We start from the raw sequence: 17,031 nt of genomic DNA on the forward strand, positions 1-17,031 counted from the left end.
TGTGGCCTTGGTTGCGTTCAACGCACCGAAGGGGCCCTTGGGTGCGTTGAACGCAACCAAGGCCACATTGGGGCGCTCGGGACGAGCGTCAGCCCTGCTGGCCGGGCTGCTGCGGGTACTGCTGCTGCGGCGCCTGGGCCTGACCCGGGTACTGCTGCTGGCCCGGGAACTGCTGGCCCGGCGCCGGCGGCTGCTGGGCGAACTGCTGCTGCGGCTGCGGCGCGGACTTGGCGCGGCTCATCGCCACCGAACCACCGATCAGCGCGAGGCCGACGACGCCCAGCACGATGCCGAAGCCGGGCTGCATGTCGGTCGCCCAGGACAGGAGCCGGAACTCGTAGTCGAACTGCTCGAGGACGAGCGAGCCGAAGCCGAGGACGGCGAACAGGATGCCGATGCGCATCATGATCGAAGACACGGAAAACCCCCAACGGGAAACGGAAACAGGAGCCGGCCGCCCCGACGGCCCGCAATGGGACTCGAACAGTAGCGACCGGTTCCCGGGCTGTCCCCGGTTTTCCCGTTTTGTTACCTCACGTCCGCTGGAGCGAGTCCGGGCCCAGGTCGGCGAGGGTGCGGTGGCCGGAAAGTCCCATGGTCAGGTCGAAGTCGGCCAGCAGGCTCCGCAGCACGTGGCGGACGCCGTCCTCGCCCGCGTGCGCCAGGCCGTACACCCACGGGCGGCCCACCAGCACCGCCCGCGCGCCCAGCGCGATCGCCTTCAGCACGTCCGCGCCGGTGCGGATGCCCGAGTCGAAGAGCACCTCGATGCGGTCGCCGACCGCCGCGACGATGCCGGGCAGCGCTTCCAGAGCGCCGATCGCGCCGTCGACCTGGCGGCCGCCGTGGTTGGAGACGACGATGCCGTCCATTCCGGCCTCGGCCGCGCGGCGCGCGTCGGCGACGTGCTGGATGCCCTTGAGCACGATCGGGCCGTCCCAGTGCTCGCGCAGGAACGGCAGCTGGTCCCAGGTCCGGTCGGTGCCGGTGATCATGCCGATCCAGGTCAGGATCGCCGTGCCGCGGTCTTCCTCCGGCGTCTTCTCCAGCCGGGACAGGAACACGGGGTCCGTGAACGGGACGGCGAGGCCCTCACCCTGCAGGAACGGCAGGTAGGACTGGTCCAGATCGGACGGTCGCCAGGCCAGCGTCCACGTGTCGAGCGTGACGACCAGCGCCGTGAAGCCGGCCGCCTTCGCCCGGGCCAGGAGACTCGCGCAGACGTCCGGGTCGCCGGGCCAGTACAGCTGGAACCAGCGCGGGCCGTCGCCGTTGGCCGCGGCGGCGTCCTCGATGCCGGTCGAGGACGCCGTGGACAGGATGAACGGGAGCCCCACCGAGGCGGCGGCGCGGGCGGTCGCGGACTCGGCGTCGGGGTGGACGATCGACTGGACGCCGACGGGCGCGACGGCCACCGGCGCGGCCAGCCGGGTGCCGAGCACCGTGGTCGAGAGGTCGCGGTCGGTGGCGCCGGTCAGCATCCGCGGCACCACGCGCCAGCGGTCGAACGCCTCGCGGTTGGCGCGGGCGGTCGCCCCGGAGCCGGCCGAGCCCGCGACGTAGGAGAACGGACCGGGCGCCATGACCTCGCGGGCCGACGCTTCGAGCTTCGTCGCGTCGGTCGAGCACGGCGGCAGCACCCCACCGAGTCCCTGCAGGTAGAGCTCGTTCTGGTAGCTGCCGAAGCGTTCGGTCACGGCTTCCTCCTCGCGTTCGAACGCGCACTGTACTCGTCGGTAACGGCTCAGGCCGGAGCACGCCGCATCGGCTGCATCGGCGGCCCGCCGGGCGGGTGGAACGCGGGCCCGTGGTCGCGGAAGCCGAGCCGCCGGTAGAGCCGCGTGCTGTCCGGCGAGCTGGCCTCCAGGTAGGTGGGCACGCCCTCGGCGTCGGCTCGGGCGAGGCCGTGGCGCATTAGTTGCCCGCCGATGCCCCGGCCCTGGAGCCCGGGCCGGACGCCGATGAACTGCGCGTGCCAGAGCGGTCCCGCCGGTTCGACGGCGGCCATCAGGCCGAGCAGGGCACCGAGCCGGTCCGCTTCGGCCGGCTCGAGCCCTTCCACCGGCTCGTCGTCCCCGCCTGCGGGGAGCCAGATCACCGCCGCCGCGTGGTCCTCGGTCACGTCGACGTGCCCGGTCGCGAAGCCGGCTTCGAGGAGCGCGCCGAAGAACGCGGGGTGCGAGACGGCCCGGCGGCGCTCGTCGTCCGGGAACACCCAGCGGCTCATCGGGTCGTCCTGGAACGCCTCGACCAGGATCCCGATCACCGTGTCCACTTCGGACGGATCGGCGGCGCGGACGTCGCTCACGACGTCTCCACGAGTTCGTCGTCCCGGAGCGGGCCGCCGATCCCCGCGTAGACGTCCGGACGCCGGGTGCGCAGCGCCTCGGCCCGCAGGAAGCCGACGAGGCCGGCGAGCACCAGCAGCCCCGGCAGGCCCCAGCGCAGCAGCGGGATCGAGCCCGCCGGGCCGAGCAGGACGTCGAAGTTGACGATGATCAGCACCAGGATCGCGGTCAGCGTCACCGCCGCGAGCGCGGGCGCGCCGAAGCGCCGCCACCACGTCTCCCGGCCGGGACGGCGGCGGAAGAACCCGATGACCGAGAGCGAAACCGCGATCATGATGATCGTGACGCCCGTCGAGGCGGTGACGCCGGTCCAGGTGAAGAGATCGGTGAACGGGTCGCGCCCGGCCAGCGCGAAGACCGCGACGACGACGATCCCGATCGACGTCTGGACCAGCGAGCCGCCGATCGGCGCGCCGGTGCGCTTGCTGGTCCGGCTGAAGCCCTCCGGCAGCAGCCCTTCCCGGCCCAGCGCGAAGAAGTACCGCGCGACGGCGTTGTGGAGGCTCAGCAGCGCGGCGCACTGGCTGGTCAGGAAGAGCACGTACGCCGTGTCGGCGAACGCCGTGCCGAGGTACTGCCCGCCGAGCCCGAACAGCAGGCCCGGTCCCTCGGCGGTGGCGCGCTCGGCGATGTGGTCCGGACCGGTCGCGACCGCCATCCCGAGCGAGGAGACGACGTAGAGCACCGCGGTCAGGCCGATCGCGATGAACGTCGCGCGCCCGACCGTCCGGCGCGGGTCGCGGCACTCCTCGCCGTAGGTGGCGGCGCCTTCGAAGCCGACGAAAACCGCGATGGAGAAAGCGAAAACGGCCCCGACACCCGCCGTGAACAGGCTGGACGGCTCGAGCGGGACGAGCGAAACGGATCCCCCGGCCGGGTGGCTGAACATCCCGACGTTCAAGACGACGAGCACCACGACCTCGAGGCCGAGCGCGACGCCGAGCACCTTCGCGTTGAGGTCGATCCGCAGCACGCCGCCGGCACCGACGACCAGCACCATCAGCAGCCCGATCGGCCACCACGGCAGGTGCCAGCCGAACGTCGTGTTCAGCCAGGTGGACACGGAAAGTCCGAACAGGCCGAAGACGCCGGTCTGGATGGAGCTGTAGGCAAGCACCGTCACGTACGCGACGGCGGTGCCCGCGGACCGCCCGATCCCGTGCGCCACGTAGGGGTAGAAGGCACCGGCGTTCGTGATGTACCGGCTCATCGCGGCGTACCCGACGCCGAACAGCGCGAGCACCGGGGCCAGCAGGACGAACGACAGCGGCACGCCGACGCTGCCTGTTACCGCGTAGGTCGCCGAGACCCCGCCGGCGATCGCGTACAACGGGCCGGCCGCCGCGACGACGAAGAAGACGATCTGAGCGGCGCCGAGCCGCCTCTTTCCGAGGCCGCGCCCCGGTGACTGGGTACCCATGAACCTTCCCCCGCGCCGTAGGTGATCTTGGCGGCGGCGCCCCAGAGTAGGGGGTCGGCCACCGGCGACGGTACGTCCGTTCGGGGTAAACCGTGACGGCTCCGAAAGCCCGATGAAGCCGGACCGCTATCTTCGGCATCCTCACCGCGACCGCCCAGGGGGCCTTTTTCCGTCATGCGCCGGCTCACCTTGGTCGATTCCTTCTTCTTCCTCGGGCACGACGAGTTCACCGGCCGCCCGTCGCTGAGCCGGACGTCGCTGGGCATCGGTCTCGCCGGCGCCGCGTTGTGCGATCTGCTCTTCACCGACCGGATCACGGTCGAAGAGCGGAAGGTGCGCGCGATCGCGGGCCGGCCGCCGGGTATTCCGACCGCCGATCACGTGTTTTCCGAAATCGTTTCGGAAACGGGACGGCACAGCGTGCGCGACTGGGTGGACCACCTGCGCGGGGAACTGCCGTCGGTCGCCGCCGACAACCTCGTCGCGCTCGGGCTCGTCCGGCGGACCCCCGAACGGGCGCTCCTGCGGCGACGGCACCGCTACCCGCCGAAGGACCTGCTGGTGTCGACGGCGGCGCGCAGCAAGGCGCGCGCGGCCGTGTTCGGCATCGACCGGCCCGACCCGCACGCGGCGTGCCTGGCGCTGCTGGCCTGGACCGCGGGCGTCGACGACCTGTGCGAGCCGGAACTCGGCCGGGCGCAGGTGCGGGAGTGGATGGCCGACACCCACCACGCCCTGCCGCGGCGCATCTCCGACGTGATCAGCGGCGTCGCGGCGGTGGCGGCGGCCGTCGTCTACACCGGCGACCGGAAGTGACCGGCGGGTAACCTGGGCGCGTCCGCCGTCGACGTCCCCAGGAGGAGACATGCGCGCGCACGACGTGGTCCTGTTCGGCGCCACCGGGTTCACCGGCGGGCTGACGGCCGAATACCTCGCCCGCCACGCTCCCGCGGACCTGCGCTGGGCCCTGGCCGGCCGCAACCGGGGCAAGCTCGAAGCCGTCCGGGCGCGGCTCGCCGGGATCGACGACCGGTTCGCCGAGCTCGACCTGCTCGTCGCCGACTCCGGCGACCCGGCGTCGCTGCGAGCCGTCGCGGAGGCCACGAAGGTGGTGATCACGACCGTCGGCCCGTACCTCACCCAGGGCGAGCCGCTGGTGGCGGCGTGCGCCGAGGCCGGCACCGACTACGTCGACCTGACCGGCGAGCCCGAGTTCGTCGACCGCATGTACCTCGCGCACGACCGGCGGGCCCGCGAAACCGGCGCCCGCCTGGTGCACGCGTGCGGCTTCGACTCCATCCCGCACGACCTCGGCGCGTACTTCACCGTGAAGCAGCTGCCTGAGGGCGTGCCGCTGAAGATCGACGGCTACGTCCGGGCGAGCGGGATGCCCTCGGGCGGCACGTTCCTCAGCGCGCTGACCGTCATGTCCCGGCTCCCGGCGGGCGCCCGGGTCGCGCGCGAGCGGGCGGCCGCCGAGCCGCGGCCGGCCGGACGGTTCGCCCACGCGCCGCTCGGCCGCCCGCACCGGGTCGCCGAACCGGGTTGGTGGGCCGTGCCGCTGCCGACGATCGACCCCGAGGTCGTCCGCCGGTCGGCGGCCGCGTCCGAGCGCTACGGACCGGACTTCACCTACCGGCACTTCGCCGCGGTCAAGCACCTGCCGGTGCTGGCGGGCGGCGCGCTCGGGGTCGGCGCGCTGTTCGCGGCCGCCCAGGTGCCGCCGGCGCGGCGCGGGCTTTCCCGCCTGCTGGCGCCCGGCAACGGGCCGAGCCCCGAACGCCGGGCCCGGTCGTGGTTCTCGGTGCGGTTCATCGGCGAAGGCGGCGGTTCACGGGTCGTGACGGAGGTGTCCGGCGGCGACCCCGGCTACGACGAAACGGCGAAGATGCTCGCGGAATCGGCGTTGTGCCTCGCGACGGACGAGCTCCCGGAAACGGCGGGCCAGGTGACCACGGCGACCGCGATGGGCGACGTGCTGATCGACCGCCTCACGAAAGCCGGGATGCGGTTCGCCACCCTCTGACCGCCGGCGCGCCCCCGGCGTCGCGAATGACTCATTCGCGGCGCCGGAGGTCCCGAATGAGTCATTCGCGACCTCGGTTTTCACGCTTTCACAGTGCCGCAGCGTGAAAGTTTGCCGCTGTGATGAATCTTCTGCCGCTCCTCGGCCGCGGTTAGCGTCGATCGGGTTCTCCCTTCCCCCATCGCGTTTTCGCAAGGAGCGTCATGAGATTGCCCCAACGGTTCGCCGCGCTCGGCGGAGCGACGGCGGCGGGCATGGTGGTGGTCGGCATCGCCGTCGCCGCGCCCGCGCAGCCCGCCCCCGAGCCACCGCCGTCCGCCGCACAGGCCCAGGCCAACGCCACGAGCGCCGCGGCCGGGCTCGTCAACGCCCGGCCCGCCGCCCTCCACGCCGGGGCGCACGACAAGTTCGTCCAGCGTGACGTGCGTTCGGCGGCCGGGCTGTCGTACGTCGTCTACGACCGCACCTACGACGGCGTGCCCGTGGTCGGCGGCGACCTGGTCATCGCCACCGACGCCGCCGGCACCGTGAAGACCACCTCCGTCGCACAGGAACAGACGCTCGGCGACCTCGACGTCCACGGCGCGAAGCTCACCGCCGCGCAAGCCGAAGCCGTGGCACGCAAGCAGGTCCGCGGCCCGAAGAGCCTGCCCGGCGGCAAGCTCGTCGTCGTCGCCGACGGCACTGGGCGCCTCGCGTACGAGAGCAACGTCGAAGGCACCGACGAGCACGGCGAGCCGAGCAGCCTGAGCGTCTACGTCGACGCCGTGGACGGCCGGGTGCTGCGGACCGTGCAGCACGTCGCCGCGGGCACCGGCACCGGCAAGTGGAACGGGCCGTCGCCGCTGCCGCTGAACACGACCAAGTCCGGCAGCACGTACTCGATGGCCGACCCGAACACGGCCAACCTGGACTGCCGCACCTACAACTCCGACACCGTCCTCACCGGATCGGACGACAGCTGGGGCAACGGCACCGGCACGAACATCGAGACCGGCTGCGCCGACGCGCTGTTCGTCGCGCAGACCGAAAAGAAGATGCTGTCGGAGTGGGTGGGCCGCAACGGCTTCACCGGCAACGGCGGCGCGTGGAAGATCCGCGTCGGCCTCGACGACGAGAACGCGTACTACTACAGCTCCCGGCCCGCGTACGTGAACCTCGGCCACAACCCGAGCGGCGAGTGGGTCGGCTCGCTCGACATCCTCGGCCACGAGATGGGCCACGGCGTCGACGACTACTCCGGCTCCGGCGGCTTCTCCGGCGGCGGCACGCAGGAGTTCATCGCCGACACCTTCGGCACCGCGACGGAGTTCTACGCGAACGAGCCGTCCCAGTACGACCCGCCGGACTACGCGATCGGCGAGGAAGTCAACCTGGTCGGCACCGGCGCGATCCGCTACATGTACGACCCGTCGAAGGTCGGCGACCCGAGCTGCTACTCCAGCTCGACCCCGAACGCCGAGGTGCACAAGGCGGCCGGGCCCGGCGACCACTGGTTCTACCTGCTGGCCGAGGGCAGCAACCCGGCGAACGGGCAGCCGGCCAGCTCCACGTGCAACGGCAGCACGGTGGCCGGCCTCGGCATCCGCAAGGCGATCAACATCATGCACGGCGCGGTGCAGCTGAAGACGTCCGGCAGCACCTACCTGCGGTACCGGACGTGGACGCTGCAGGCCGCGAAGAACCTGTACCCGGACAGCTGCACCGAGTTCGACGCCGTGAAGGCGGCGTGGAACGCGGTGAGCGTCCCGGCGCAGTCCGGCGAGCCGACGTGCACCGGCACGCCGCCGACCACCACGACCACGCCGCCGACGACCACCCCCACCACTCCCCCGGGCGGGTGCGGTGGCCAGCTGGTGCAGAACCCGGGCTTCGAGTCGGGCAAGGCGTCGTGGACCGACCCGAACACGACGATCGGCCAGTGGGCCGGCCAGGCGCCGGCGCGCTCGGGCAGCTACGACTCCTGGCTCGGCGGCCGGGGTTCGGCGCACACGGACACGCTCACGCAATCGGTCACCATCCCCGCCGGCTGCCGGGCGAGCCTGACCTTCTGGCTGCGCGTGTGGACGGCCGAGACCGAGGACGTCGCGTACGACAAGCTCGTCGTGTCCGCCGGTTCGACGACGCTGGCGACGTACTCGAACCTCGACCGGAACTCGGCCTACGCGCAGAAGACGCTGGACCTGTCTTCGTACGCCGGCCAGACGATCACGCTGAAGTTCGCCGGGACGGAGGACCAGTCGCTGCAGACGTCGTTCGCCGTGGACGACACGGCGGTCACGGTCAGCTGATCCCCCGACGAGGCCTGCCCCCTACTTTGGTGGCAGGCCTCGTTGCGCCGGCCGCGTCCGGTATTCATGCTTACCCGAATGGAAGCGTTCTCCGCGGAAGTCGCCGCGGCGGTCCGGGAAGGACCGTTCGAGGTGGCCTTCGACCTGGTGATCCGGCACCACGGGCTGAGCCTGGAGGCCCTGCAGCGGCGGATGGCGAGCCGGGGCGCCCACGTCAGCCTCGCGACGCTGAGCTACTGGCGCCGCGGCCGGCGGCACCCCGAAGGACACCGTTCGCTGCACGCGGTGGGCGTGGCCGAAGGCTGCCTCGGCCTGCCCGCCGAGGCGTTGACCCGGCTCGTCGCGCGGCCGCGGGTGCGTTCCGCCGAGCCGTGGCCGGGTGGGGTCAGCCTGGCCAGCGCGCTCGGCTCCGAGCCGACGGAGCTCGCGTCGTGCGACGGCATCGACCTCGACGGCAACGCGCGGCTGGCGCTGGCGTCGGTGCACCAGCGGGCGACGCTGGGCGCGGACCGCACCGAGCGGTCGGTGCGCACGGAACTGGTGGTGACCAGCCGCGCGGACGGCGTCGACCGCTGGGTGTCGTTCTTCCGCCCCCAGCACGGCGGCGGCCACCAGCCGGTGCTGCGCTCGGCGCGCTGCTGCCGCCCGGGCCGCGTCCGCCGCGACGCGGATTCCGAGCTGGTGGCGCTGGAGCTGCGCTTCGACTACCCGCTGCGGGCGGGCGAGACGTACGTGTTCGACTTCGAGTTCGGCTACGACGGAACGCCCCCGGAGACGAGCTACCTGCAGTTCGGCGTGCGGGCCCCGGCCCGGCAGATCGTCCTGCAGGCGTGCTTCGACCCGGCGGCGGTACCGGCGCGGTGTTACCGCTATCACCGGCCGCACGAGGGCGGGCCGGCCGCGGACCGGCCGGAGCTGCCGGTCGGGCCGAGCTCGACGAGCCACATCGCGGTGCTCGACGCCCAGCCGGGCGTCTACGGCATGTGCTGGGAGTGGGACTGACCGATCTCGTAGTCCGCCTCGTCGAATGAACCCACCGTCGAGCGCAGCCGTCCTGTCGAGAAAGGCCAGCTGAAACTGTTGCGCCCGTTGACATCCGTGTAGTAGCTCGAACACCCGCCGGACTGGTACACCGTCCCCGGCAGCGCGGCCTGCACCTCCGCGTTGAACGCGGCCTGTGCCTCAGGACGCACCGACACCGACGCCCACCCCGAGCGCAAAGTCCGGGTCACCGCCGAAACCGTGTGCTTCACCTGAGCCTCCAGGATCATGAACGCCGACGAGTGCCCGGTCCCCAGGCTCGGCCCCAGCAGCAGGTACAGGTTCGGGAACCCGGCCACCGTCGTCCCCGCGTACGCCTGCGGGCTGCCCTTCCAGTGGTCGTCGAGGCTGCGGCCGTCGGCGTCGAAGACCCGCGAAGACACCGGCATGTCGAGGATGTGGAAGCCCGTCCCGAAGACGATCGCGTCGACCTCGGCCGCCGAACCGTCCGCGCCGAGCACCCGGCGTCCGTCGACCGCGCGCACCGCCGTCGGGTGAACGTCCACATGGGATTTGGTCAACGAAGGATAGTAGGTGTTGGACATCAGGAGCCGCTTGCAGCCGAGTGTGTAGTCCGGCGTCAACGCACCGCGCAGCGCGGGATCCCGCACCGCCAGCCGCAGGTGCGCCAGCCCGATCTTCTGCACCTGCCGCAGCAGCCACGGGTGCCGGAACCCGAACCCGAGCGTCTCCATCGCCCCGTATTCGGCACTGCGCAACGCCCGCTGCACCGCCGGGAACCGCCGCAGCAGGAACCGTTCGACGCCGGGGACGTGGTGGTCCGGCTTCGGCAGCACCCACTGGGCCGTGCGCTGGAACAGGTGCAGCCTCGCCACTTCCCCCGCGATGCGCGGGACGAACTGCACCGCCGACGCGCCGGTGCCGATCACCGCGACCCGCCGGCCCGCCAGGTCGTAGTCGTGGTTCCAGCGCGCGGAGTGGAAGACCTCGCCCGGGAAGTCGCGCAGCCCCGGCAGGTCCGGGATCAGCGGCTCGTGCCACGGCCCGGTGCCGGCGACCAGGATCCGCGCGGTGTACGGGCCGCGGGACGTCTCCAGCTCCCACAAAGAACCGGTCCACTGGGCCCGCGTCACCTCGACGCCGTAGCGGATCTTGTCCGTGACCCCGAACCGCGACGCGGTGTCCGCCAGGTACGCACGGATCTCGGCCTGTCCCGCGAACGCCCGCGTCCAGCCGGGGTTGGGCGCGAACGAGTACGAGTACAGCGCGGACGGGACGTCGCAGGCGCAGCCCGGGTAGGTGTTGTCGCGCCAGGTCCCGCCGAGCGCGCCGGCCTTCTCCAGCACGGCGAGGTCGTCGACGCCGGCCTGGCCCAGCCGGATGGCCGCACCGAGCCCGGACGCCCCGGCACCGATGACGAGGACCGCGAAGTGGCGTTGTTCCATTTTCGGAGACTAACAGTATCTCAATACCGTTGGCACCCCGATTCCGGGCCTGGCTAAAGTGGCCACCATGGCCCGACTCACCCGCGCGGAAAGCCAGGCGCGCACCCGCGAGCAGCTGATCGAGACCGCCAAGCAGCTCTTCCTGCGCGACGGCTACTCCCTGACGTCGCTGGAGAAGGTCGCGGACGAAGCCGGGTACTCGAAGGGCGCGGTGTACTCGAACTTCCGCAACAAGGACGAGCTCTGCCTCGCGGTGCTCGACCGGATCCACGACGAACAGGTCGAACTGGTCGCCGCGGCGCTGGTCGGCGCCGACGGCATCGACGGGCTGCTCGCCGCGCTCCAGACCTGGGCCGAGCGCAGCATCGGCGACGAGGCGTGGACCGCACTGGAGGTCGAGTTCGCCACGAACGCCCGGCGCAACCCGCACGTGCGCGCCGAACTGGCTACCCGCGACAAGGCCATCCGCGACACCATCGCGGGCCTGCTCACCGGGTACGCCGAGCGGTTCGGGATCACGCTCCCGATGTCGGCCGACGACGCCGCGACGGCGTTGCTCAGCCTCGGCATCGGTCTCGGCGTCCAGCGGGCGATCGACCCGACGATCCCGGTGAACGTGCTGCCGGACGTCCTGCGCATCTTCACCGGGACCCGCTGAGCACCGGCTCGAAATAGTCTGTGTTCCCTTCTCCGATTTACCTAATTGCCGAATCCGAGTCCTTTGAGGACGGAAACGCGCTGTTCAGGAACGTGAACATCTTCCGCCTCTTGTGAAGCACCTCACCCTTCGCTACCGTGGCGCTACGCCGCAGCACCACCCGATGCCCCGAAGGCGCCGTCCGAAAGGCCGACGAATTCCGGGCCTCGTCCGCCATGCCCGAAGGCCGTGCTCCCCCACGGCCGACCCCGCGGAAAGGTTTTCCCCCATGAGCAAGAAGTTGCGGCCGGTCCTCATCGGCGCACTCGGCGCGGCCTCCGTCGCCGCCCTCGTGATCACCACTCCCGCACTCTCCTCGGCAGCACCCGCGCCACTGGCCGCGAGCAGCGCGTCCGTGCTCGCCACCGGCGACCTTTCGGTCGCGGCGAAGAAGGAGATCGCGATGAAGCTGGTCTCCAGCGCGGAAAACTCCTCGCTGGACTGGAAGGCGCAGTACAAGTACATCGAGGACATCGGTGACGGCCGTGGCTACACCGCGGGCATCATCGGGTTCTGTTCCGGCACCGGCGACATGCTCGAGCTCGTCGAGGCGTACACGGACTCCGTCCCGGACAACCCGCTGGCGAAGTACCTCCCCGCGCTGCGCAAGGTGAACGGCACCGACTCGCACAGCGGGCTCGGCTCGGCGTTCGAGAGCGCGTGGAAGCAGGCCGCGGCCACCACCGCGTTCCAGAACGCCCAGAACAGCGAACGCGACCGCGTCTACTTCAACCCCACGGTGAGCCAGGGCAAGTCCGACGGCCTCAGCAACCTCGGCCAGTTCGCCTACTACGACGCCATCGTCATGCACGGCCCCGGCGACAGCTCCGACAGCTTCGGCGGCATCCGCAAGTCCGCGATGAAGAAGGCGAAGACGCCGGCCCAGGGCGGCGACGAGGCGACCTACCTCAAGGCGTTCTTCGCCGCCCGCAAGGTCATCATGAAGCAGGAGGACGCGCACTCCGACACGTCCCGCGTCGACACCGAGCAGCTGGTGTTCCTCAACGCGGGCAACTTCGACCTGCACACCCCGCTCAAGTGGAAGGTCTACGGGGATTCCTACACCATCAACTGATGAGCAGGCAGGTGGTGGCCGTCGTCGCGGAGCACGCGACGGCGGCCACCGCCGTCCTCACGGCCTGGGAGCACACCGGCGGCGACCGGATCCGGGTGCACGGCCCGATCCCCGCGTGGATCGGGCGGGACGGCGTCGGCCGGGCCAGTGAATCGACCGCGCGCACCCCGGCCGGCCGGTGGCCGCTGACCGAGGCGTTCGGCACCGAGCCCGCACGAACCCGGCTGCCCTACCGCTTAATCACCACGTCGGACTGGTGGGTGTCCGACGTCGGATCTCCTTACTACAACACGCCTTTCTCCGGCGCTCCCGGCACGTGCCCGTTCGACGAGGCCGCCGGCGAGAACCTCGGCGCGGTCGGCCCGGCCTACGCTCGCGCCGTCGTCATCGGCTACAACCGCGACCCGGTGGTCCCCGGCGCCGGCTCGGCGTTCTTCCTGCACGTCACCGACGGCGAGCCGACCGCGGGCTGCGTCGCGATCCCGAAACCCGACCTCGAAGTCCTCCTGCGCTGGCTCGATCCGGCGAAGGACCCCGTCATCGAGATCGGCTGAGCAGTTCCTCCGCCGGGCGGGTGTTGATGATCCGCTCCGGTCCGATCCCCGCCTTGATCGCGCGCTCGCAGCCGTAGCCCTGCCAGTCGAGCTGGCCCGGCGCGTGCGCGTCGCTGTCGATGGCGAACTCGCAGCCGAGCTCCGCGGCCAGGCACAGCAGCTTCATCGGCGGGTCGAGCCGCTCCGGGCGCGAGTTGATCTCGACCGCGACGCCGTTCTCGCGGCACGCGGTGAACACGGCTTCGGCGTCGAACTCCGACTCGGGACGGCCGCGCCCGACGACCAGCCGTCCGGTGCAGTGTCCCAGCACCCGGACGTGCGGGTTCCGGACCGCGGCGAGCATCCGCGGGGTCATGTCCTTCGACGGCATCCGCAGTTTCGAGTGCACGCTCGCGACGACGAAGTCCAGCTGGTCCAGCAGTTCTTCTTCCTGGTCGAGGGAGCCGTCGTCGAGGATGTCGACCTCGATGCCGTGCAGCAGCCGGAAGGGCGCCATCAGCTCGTTGGCGCGTCCGACGATCTGCATCTGCGTCCGCAGCCGCTCCGGCGAAAGCCCGTTCGCGACGGTCAGCCGCGGCGAGTGGTCGGTCAGCACCATCCACTCGTGGCCCAGGTCCCGGCCCGCGACGGCCATCTCGCCGATCGAACTGCCGCCGTCCGACCAATCGGAGTGCGTGTGGCAGTCGCCGCGCAACGCCGACCGCAGCGGCTCGCCGGAGGGCAGCTCCTTCTCGACGATCTTCTCCCGGTACGCCGGGTCCCGCCCGGCCAGCGCGTCCTCGATGACGCCGGCGGTGGCCTTCCCGATCCCGGGCAACGACGTGAGCGTGCCGTTCTCCGCCAGCTGCGCCAGCTGCTCGGCGCCGGTCTTGTCGACGGTCGCGGCCGCGTTCCGGAACGCGCGGACGCGGTAGGTCGGCTCTCCCGCGCGTTCGAGCTGGAACGCGATCTCCCGCAAGGCCCATGCCGGATCCATGGGACCTGTCTACCCCCTCCGGGGCAGTTGATGCAGCTCGACGTCCTTCAGCGTGCCGTTCTCGACGCGGGCAGTCTGGTACGTGCAGAACGGCTGGCGGCGGCGATCCGTCGGCGAGCCGGGGTTGAGCAGCCGCAGCCCCGCCGGCGTCGTCGTGTCCCACGGGATGTGGCTGTGTCCGAAGACCAGCACATCGGTGTCGGGGAACTGCGCGTCGCACCGCTGCTCGCGGCCTTGCTTCGCGCCGGTCTCGTGGATCACGGCCAGGCGGAGGCCGTCGAGGTCCGCCCGGGCGATCTCCGGGAGCCGCGCGCGCAGGTCGGCGCCGTCGTTGTTGCCGTGGACGCCGATCAGGCGCTTGCTGCGGGCTTCGAGCTCGTCCAGCAGGCCCGCTTCGACCCAGTCGCCGGCGTGCACGACGACGTCGGCCGCCACCACCTCGGCCCACACCGGCTCCGGCAGCGCGCGGGCGCGGGCCGGCAGGTGCGTGTCCGAGATGAGCAGGAGCCTCATCCGATGGCCTTGAGGACCCGCTCCAGGAACCCGCCGATGTGGTCTTTGAGGAGCGACGCGGCCCCTTCGGCGTCGCCCTTCTTGGCCGCCGCGAGCACCGCCTTGTGCTCGGTCCACTCCTTCTTCCAGCTGGGGTTGGCCTCCCAGCCGACGACGCTGATCAGCGCCGCGCGGTCCTTCAGGTCGTCCAGGATCGAGACCAGCAGCGGGTTGCCGCAGCCGCGGTAGAGGGCACGGTGGAACCGGCGGTTCAGCAGGCTGAGCGCGGCCTGGTCCTTGTCCGCGATGGCCACCGAAGCTTCCTTCAGCGCCTCCGCCGCGTCCTCGAGCAACGCGGTGTCGCGCTGCTCGACGGTCCGGCGCACGGCCTCCGGTTCCAGGACCATCCGCACGTCGTAGACGGACTTCGCGAGCTCGGCGTCGACCGTGACCACCGACGCGCCCTTGTACGGGCTGAACGTCACCAGGCCCGAGTTGGAGAGCACCTTGAGCGCCTCGCGCACCGGCGTCTTCGACACGCCGAGCCGCGCGGCCAGCTCCGCTTCGACGAGCGGCTGGCCGGACACCAGCTCGCGGGTGAGGATGCCGCGGCGGATCTCCTCCAGGACCACTTCGGTCCGGGAGGCGGGCAAGCTGAACGTCCCGGTCATGGTCGCTCCCTCGCATGCGTGTCTTCCGGGGGTTCCGGGTGGCGGAGCCCCCGGCCCGCGGCGAAGCCGCGGTTGTCTCGTGTCGAAGACCATTCAACCAGGCCCGCGAGATCATATATCAGATGCCATACTGGATCGCATGAAGGCACCCGAGGAGCTCCGCAGCCACCGGTGGTTCGGCGGCGGCGAACTGCGCGACTTCAGCCACCGCGCCCGCAGCCGTCAGCTCGGCTACAACCCGGAAGAGCACCTCGGCAAGCCGGTCATCGGCATCCTCAACACGTGGTCGGACATCAACCCCTGCCACATGCACCTGCGCGAACGCGCCGAGCAGGTCAAGCGCGGCGTCTGGCAGGCCGGCGGCTTCCCGCTCGAGTTCCCGGTGGCCACGCTCTCGGAGACCTACCAGAAGCCGACGCCGATGCTCTACCGCAACCTCCTCGCGATGGAGGCCGAGGAGATCCTGCGGTCCTACCCGATCGACGGCGCCGTCCTGATGGGCGGCTGCGACAAGACCACGCCGGCGCTGCTGATGGGTGCGGCGAGCGCCGGGCTGCCCGCGATCTTCGTGCCGGCCGGGCCGATGCTGCGCGGGCACTGGCGCAACGAGGTCCTGGGCAGCGGCACCGACATGTGGAAGTACTGGGACGACAAGCGCGCCGGGCTGATCGGCGACGCCGAAATGTCCGAACTGGAACGCGGCCTCGCGCGGTCGCCGGGGCACTGCATGACGATGGGGACGGCGTCGACGATGACGTCGGCGGCCGAGGTGCTCGGCATGACGCTGCCGGGTGCGGCGTCGATCCCCGCCGTCGACTCGGCGCACCACCGGATGGCCGCGGCGAGCGGCGCGCGGATCGTCGGCATGGTCTGGGAGGACCTGACGATCACGCAGGTCCTGGACAAGCGGGCGTACTCCGACGCGATCACCACCGTGCTGGCGCTCGGCGGGTCGACCAACGCCGTGATCCACCTGATCGCGATGGCCGGGCGCAGCGGGATCCCGGTCTCGCTGGGCGATTTCGACGCGCTCGCGCGGCGCGTGCCGGTGCTGGCGAACATCCGCCCGGGCGGCGACTGGCTGATGGAGGACTTCTACTACGCGGGCGGCCTGCCCGGGCTGCTGTCACGGCTGACCGACCTGCTGCACCTCGACCGGCCCACCGTCACCGGCCGCACGCTCGGCGCCGACCTCGCGGCCGCGTCCGTGCACAACGACGACGTCATCCGGACGCGAGACAACCCGGTGGCCACCGAGGGCGGGGTAGCCGTGCTGCACGGGAACCTGGCGCCGTCGGGTGCGGTGATCAAGCACATCGCCGCCGAACCGCACCTGCTGACGCACACCGGCCCGGCGGTGGTGTTCGAGAACCACGGCGACCTCAAGAAGCGGATCGAGGACCCCTCGATCACGGCGGATTCGGTGCTGGTGCTGCGTGGTTCCGGGCCGCTCGGGGGGCCGGGGATGCCCGAGTACGGGATGCTGCCGATCCCTTCACACCTCCTCGCCGCGGGGGTTCGCGACATGGTCCGGATCTCCGACGCGCGGATGAGCGGCACGAGCTACGGCGCGTGCGTGCTGCACGTGGCGCCGGAGTCGCACGTGGGCGGTCCGCTGGCCCTGGTCCGGGACGGCGACCTGATCACGTTGGACGTCCCTTCGCGAGTGCTGCGGCTCGAGGTGTCCGATGAGGAGCTTGCCCGGCGCCGTTCGGAGTGGGTGGCGCCGGGGCCGAGGTTCGAGCGCGGTTACGGCGCGCTCTACAGCGAGCACATCACGCAGGCGGACGAAGGCTGCGACTTCGACTTCCTCGCCCGCGCGGGCGACAACCCCGAACCCGACGCCCGCTGAGGGTCCCGAGCGCCCCAATGTGGCCTTGGTTGCGTTCAACGCACCGAAGGGGCCCTTGGGTGCGTTGAACGCACCGAAGGCCACATTGGGGCGCTCTGGCCGGAGGCCGACGCTCGCCGAGGTGTCCCGGTTGGCCGTTCCGTGACCGGTTCATCCCCCGTTAGGGCGAGTCGTACGGCTTG

Annotated in this window: 16 protein-coding genes; 8 read left to right on the forward strand and 8 right to left on the reverse strand. The window is 71.4% G+C overall.

The features are described 5' to 3' along the window. Positions 1-88: 88 nt before the first annotated feature. The 4 genes from AB0N03_RS32840 to AB0N03_RS32855 all read right to left on the reverse strand — a co-directional run bounded on the left by AB0N03_RS32840 (position 89) and on the right by AB0N03_RS32855 (position 3,768). A complete protein-coding gene (locus AB0N03_RS32840; protein ID WP_364379753.1) occupies positions 89-418 on the reverse strand; it encodes a hypothetical protein in 330 nt (109 codons plus the stop codon). Positions 419-533: 115 nt separating this feature from the next. Next, complete coding sequence (locus AB0N03_RS32845) at positions 534-1,697, reverse strand: lactate 2-monooxygenase (RefSeq protein ID WP_364379756.1); 1,164 nt, start codon at positions 1,695-1,697, stop codon at positions 534-536. A gap of 47 nt (positions 1,698-1,744) precedes the next feature. After that, the gene (locus tag AB0N03_RS32850; RefSeq protein WP_364379759.1) at positions 1,745-2,308 is read right to left on the reverse strand and encodes a GNAT family N-acetyltransferase; all 564 of its coding nucleotides are present in this window, start codon (positions 2,306-2,308) and stop codon (positions 1,745-1,747) included. Next, on the reverse strand, positions 2,305-3,768 hold the full coding sequence (locus AB0N03_RS32855) for an APC family permease (protein WP_364379762.1): 1,464 nt from the start codon (positions 3,766-3,768) through the stop codon (positions 2,305-2,307). The genes AB0N03_RS32850 and AB0N03_RS32855 overlap by 4 nt, the downstream gene beginning before the upstream one ends. 174 nt (positions 3,769-3,942) lie before the next feature. Between AB0N03_RS32855 and AB0N03_RS32860 the strand changes: the two genes are divergently transcribed. The 4 genes from AB0N03_RS32860 (at position 3,943) to AB0N03_RS32875 (ending at position 9,087) form a co-directional block, all read left to right on the forward strand. Beyond that, complete coding sequence (locus AB0N03_RS32860) at positions 3,943-4,584, forward strand: GPP34 family phosphoprotein (protein ID WP_364379764.1); 642 nt, start codon at positions 3,943-3,945, stop codon at positions 4,582-4,584. Positions 4,585-4,633: 49 nt separating this feature from the next. After that, complete coding sequence (locus tag AB0N03_RS32865; RefSeq protein ID WP_364379767.1) at positions 4,634-5,794, forward strand: saccharopine dehydrogenase NADP-binding domain-containing protein; 1,161 nt, start codon at positions 4,634-4,636, stop codon at positions 5,792-5,794. A 203-nt stretch (positions 5,795-5,997) separates the two neighbouring features. Next, positions 5,998-8,085 (forward strand): M4 family metallopeptidase, encoded by a 2,088-nt coding sequence (locus tag AB0N03_RS32870; protein WP_364379770.1) that lies wholly within the window; start codon positions 5,998-6,000, stop codon positions 8,083-8,085. A 78-nt stretch (positions 8,086-8,163) separates the two neighbouring features. Beyond that, positions 8,164-9,087: a hypothetical protein gene (locus AB0N03_RS32875; RefSeq protein ID WP_364379773.1), complete on the forward strand. Its 924-nt coding sequence runs from the start codon at positions 8,164-8,166 to the stop codon at positions 9,085-9,087. Here AB0N03_RS32875 and AB0N03_RS32880 read toward each other — a convergent pair. Further along, on the reverse strand, positions 9,060-10,532 hold the full coding sequence (locus AB0N03_RS32880; protein ID WP_364379776.1) for an NAD(P)/FAD-dependent oxidoreductase: 1,473 nt from the start codon (positions 10,530-10,532) through the stop codon (positions 9,060-9,062). The genes AB0N03_RS32875 and AB0N03_RS32880 overlap by 28 nt on opposite strands. A gap of 67 nt (positions 10,533-10,599) precedes the next feature. Between AB0N03_RS32880 and AB0N03_RS32885 the strand changes: the two genes are divergently transcribed. From AB0N03_RS32885 to AB0N03_RS32895, 3 genes are all read left to right on the forward strand, one after another. Continuing rightward, positions 10,600-11,190 carry a TetR/AcrR family transcriptional regulator gene (locus AB0N03_RS32885; RefSeq protein ID WP_364379778.1) on the forward strand — a complete coding sequence of 197 codons (591 nt, stop codon included), beginning with the start codon at positions 10,600-10,602 and terminating at the stop codon, positions 11,188-11,190. A 268-nt stretch (positions 11,191-11,458) separates the two neighbouring features. After that, entirely contained in the window at positions 11,459-12,304 is an 846-nt protein-coding gene (locus AB0N03_RS32890; RefSeq protein ID WP_364379781.1) for a chitosanase, read from the forward strand. Then, positions 12,304-12,858 (forward strand): L,D-transpeptidase family protein, encoded by a 555-nt coding sequence (locus tag AB0N03_RS32895; protein ID WP_364379784.1) that lies wholly within the window; start codon positions 12,304-12,306, stop codon positions 12,856-12,858. The genes AB0N03_RS32890 and AB0N03_RS32895 overlap by 1 nt, the downstream gene beginning before the upstream one ends. On the opposite strand, the gene AB0N03_RS32900 is transcribed toward AB0N03_RS32895, so the two are convergent. Genes AB0N03_RS32900 through AB0N03_RS32910 form a run of 3 tightly spaced genes read right to left on the reverse strand, consistent with a single transcriptional unit; the run spans position 12,842 to position 14,997 of the window. Next, the gene (locus AB0N03_RS32900; RefSeq protein ID WP_364379787.1) at positions 12,842-13,834 is read right to left on the reverse strand and encodes a PHP domain-containing protein; all 993 of its coding nucleotides are present in this window, start codon (positions 13,832-13,834) and stop codon (positions 12,842-12,844) included. The genes AB0N03_RS32895 and AB0N03_RS32900 overlap by 17 nt on opposite strands. A gap of 9 nt (positions 13,835-13,843) precedes the next feature. Continuing rightward, positions 13,844-14,347 carry a YfcE family phosphodiesterase gene (locus tag AB0N03_RS32905; RefSeq protein WP_364379790.1) on the reverse strand — a complete coding sequence of 168 codons (504 nt, stop codon included), beginning with the start codon at positions 14,345-14,347 and terminating at the stop codon, positions 13,844-13,846. Beyond that, complete coding sequence (locus tag AB0N03_RS32910; protein ID WP_364379793.1) at positions 14,344-14,997, reverse strand: GntR family transcriptional regulator; 654 nt, start codon at positions 14,995-14,997, stop codon at positions 14,344-14,346. Before AB0N03_RS32910 ends, AB0N03_RS32905 begins: the two co-directional genes overlap by 4 nt. Positions 14,998-15,136: 139 nt before the next feature. Between AB0N03_RS32910 and araD the strand changes: the two genes are divergently transcribed. Beyond that, positions 15,137-16,849 (forward strand): L-arabinonate dehydratase, encoded by a 1,713-nt coding sequence (araD, locus tag AB0N03_RS32915; RefSeq protein WP_364379796.1) that lies wholly within the window; start codon positions 15,137-15,139, stop codon positions 16,847-16,849. Positions 16,850-17,031 lie beyond the last annotated feature (182 nt).

This window comes from Amycolatopsis sp. NPDC051061 (genome assembly GCF_040682935.1).
In the GTDB taxonomy this organism is placed as follows: Bacteria; Actinomycetota; Actinomycetes; order Mycobacteriales; family Pseudonocardiaceae; genus Amycolatopsis.

Excerpts from the sequence above, each read along its gene's own strand:
- AB0N03_RS32900 (WP_364379787.1), bottom strand. The coding sequence starts at position 13,834 with ATGGATCCGGCATGGGCCTTGCGGGAGATCGCGTTCCAGCTCGAACGC.
- AB0N03_RS32875 (WP_364379773.1), top strand. The coding sequence starts at position 8,164 with ATGGAAGCGTTCTCCGCGGAAGTCGCCGCGGCGGTCCGGGAAGGACCG.
- araD (WP_364379796.1), top strand. The coding sequence starts at position 15,137 with ATGAAGGCACCCGAGGAGCTCCGCAGCCACCGGTGGTTCGGCGGCGGC.
- AB0N03_RS32910 (WP_364379793.1), bottom strand. The coding sequence starts at position 14,997 with ATGACCGGGACGTTCAGCTTGCCCGCCTCCCGGACCGAAGTGGTCCTG.
- AB0N03_RS32880 (WP_364379776.1), bottom strand. The coding sequence starts at position 10,532 with ATGGAACAACGCCACTTCGCGGTCCTCGTCATCGGTGCCGGGGCGTCC.
- AB0N03_RS32905 (WP_364379790.1), bottom strand. The coding sequence starts at position 14,347 with ATGAGGCTCCTGCTCATCTCGGACACGCACCTGCCGGCCCGCGCCCGC.
- AB0N03_RS32890 (WP_364379781.1), top strand. The coding sequence starts at position 11,459 with ATGAGCAAGAAGTTGCGGCCGGTCCTCATCGGCGCACTCGGCGCGGCC.
- AB0N03_RS32865 (WP_364379767.1), top strand. The coding sequence starts at position 4,634 with ATGCGCGCGCACGACGTGGTCCTGTTCGGCGCCACCGGGTTCACCGGC.
- AB0N03_RS32855 (WP_364379762.1), bottom strand. The coding sequence starts at position 3,768 with ATGGGTACCCAGTCACCGGGGCGCGGCCTCGGAAAGAGGCGGCTCGGC.
- AB0N03_RS32885 (WP_364379778.1), top strand. The coding sequence starts at position 10,600 with ATGGCCCGACTCACCCGCGCGGAAAGCCAGGCGCGCACCCGCGAGCAG.
- AB0N03_RS32895 (WP_364379784.1), top strand. The coding sequence starts at position 12,304 with ATGAGCAGGCAGGTGGTGGCCGTCGTCGCGGAGCACGCGACGGCGGCC.
- AB0N03_RS32860 (WP_364379764.1), top strand. The coding sequence starts at position 3,943 with ATGCGCCGGCTCACCTTGGTCGATTCCTTCTTCTTCCTCGGGCACGAC.
- AB0N03_RS32870 (WP_364379770.1), top strand. The coding sequence starts at position 5,998 with ATGAGATTGCCCCAACGGTTCGCCGCGCTCGGCGGAGCGACGGCGGCG.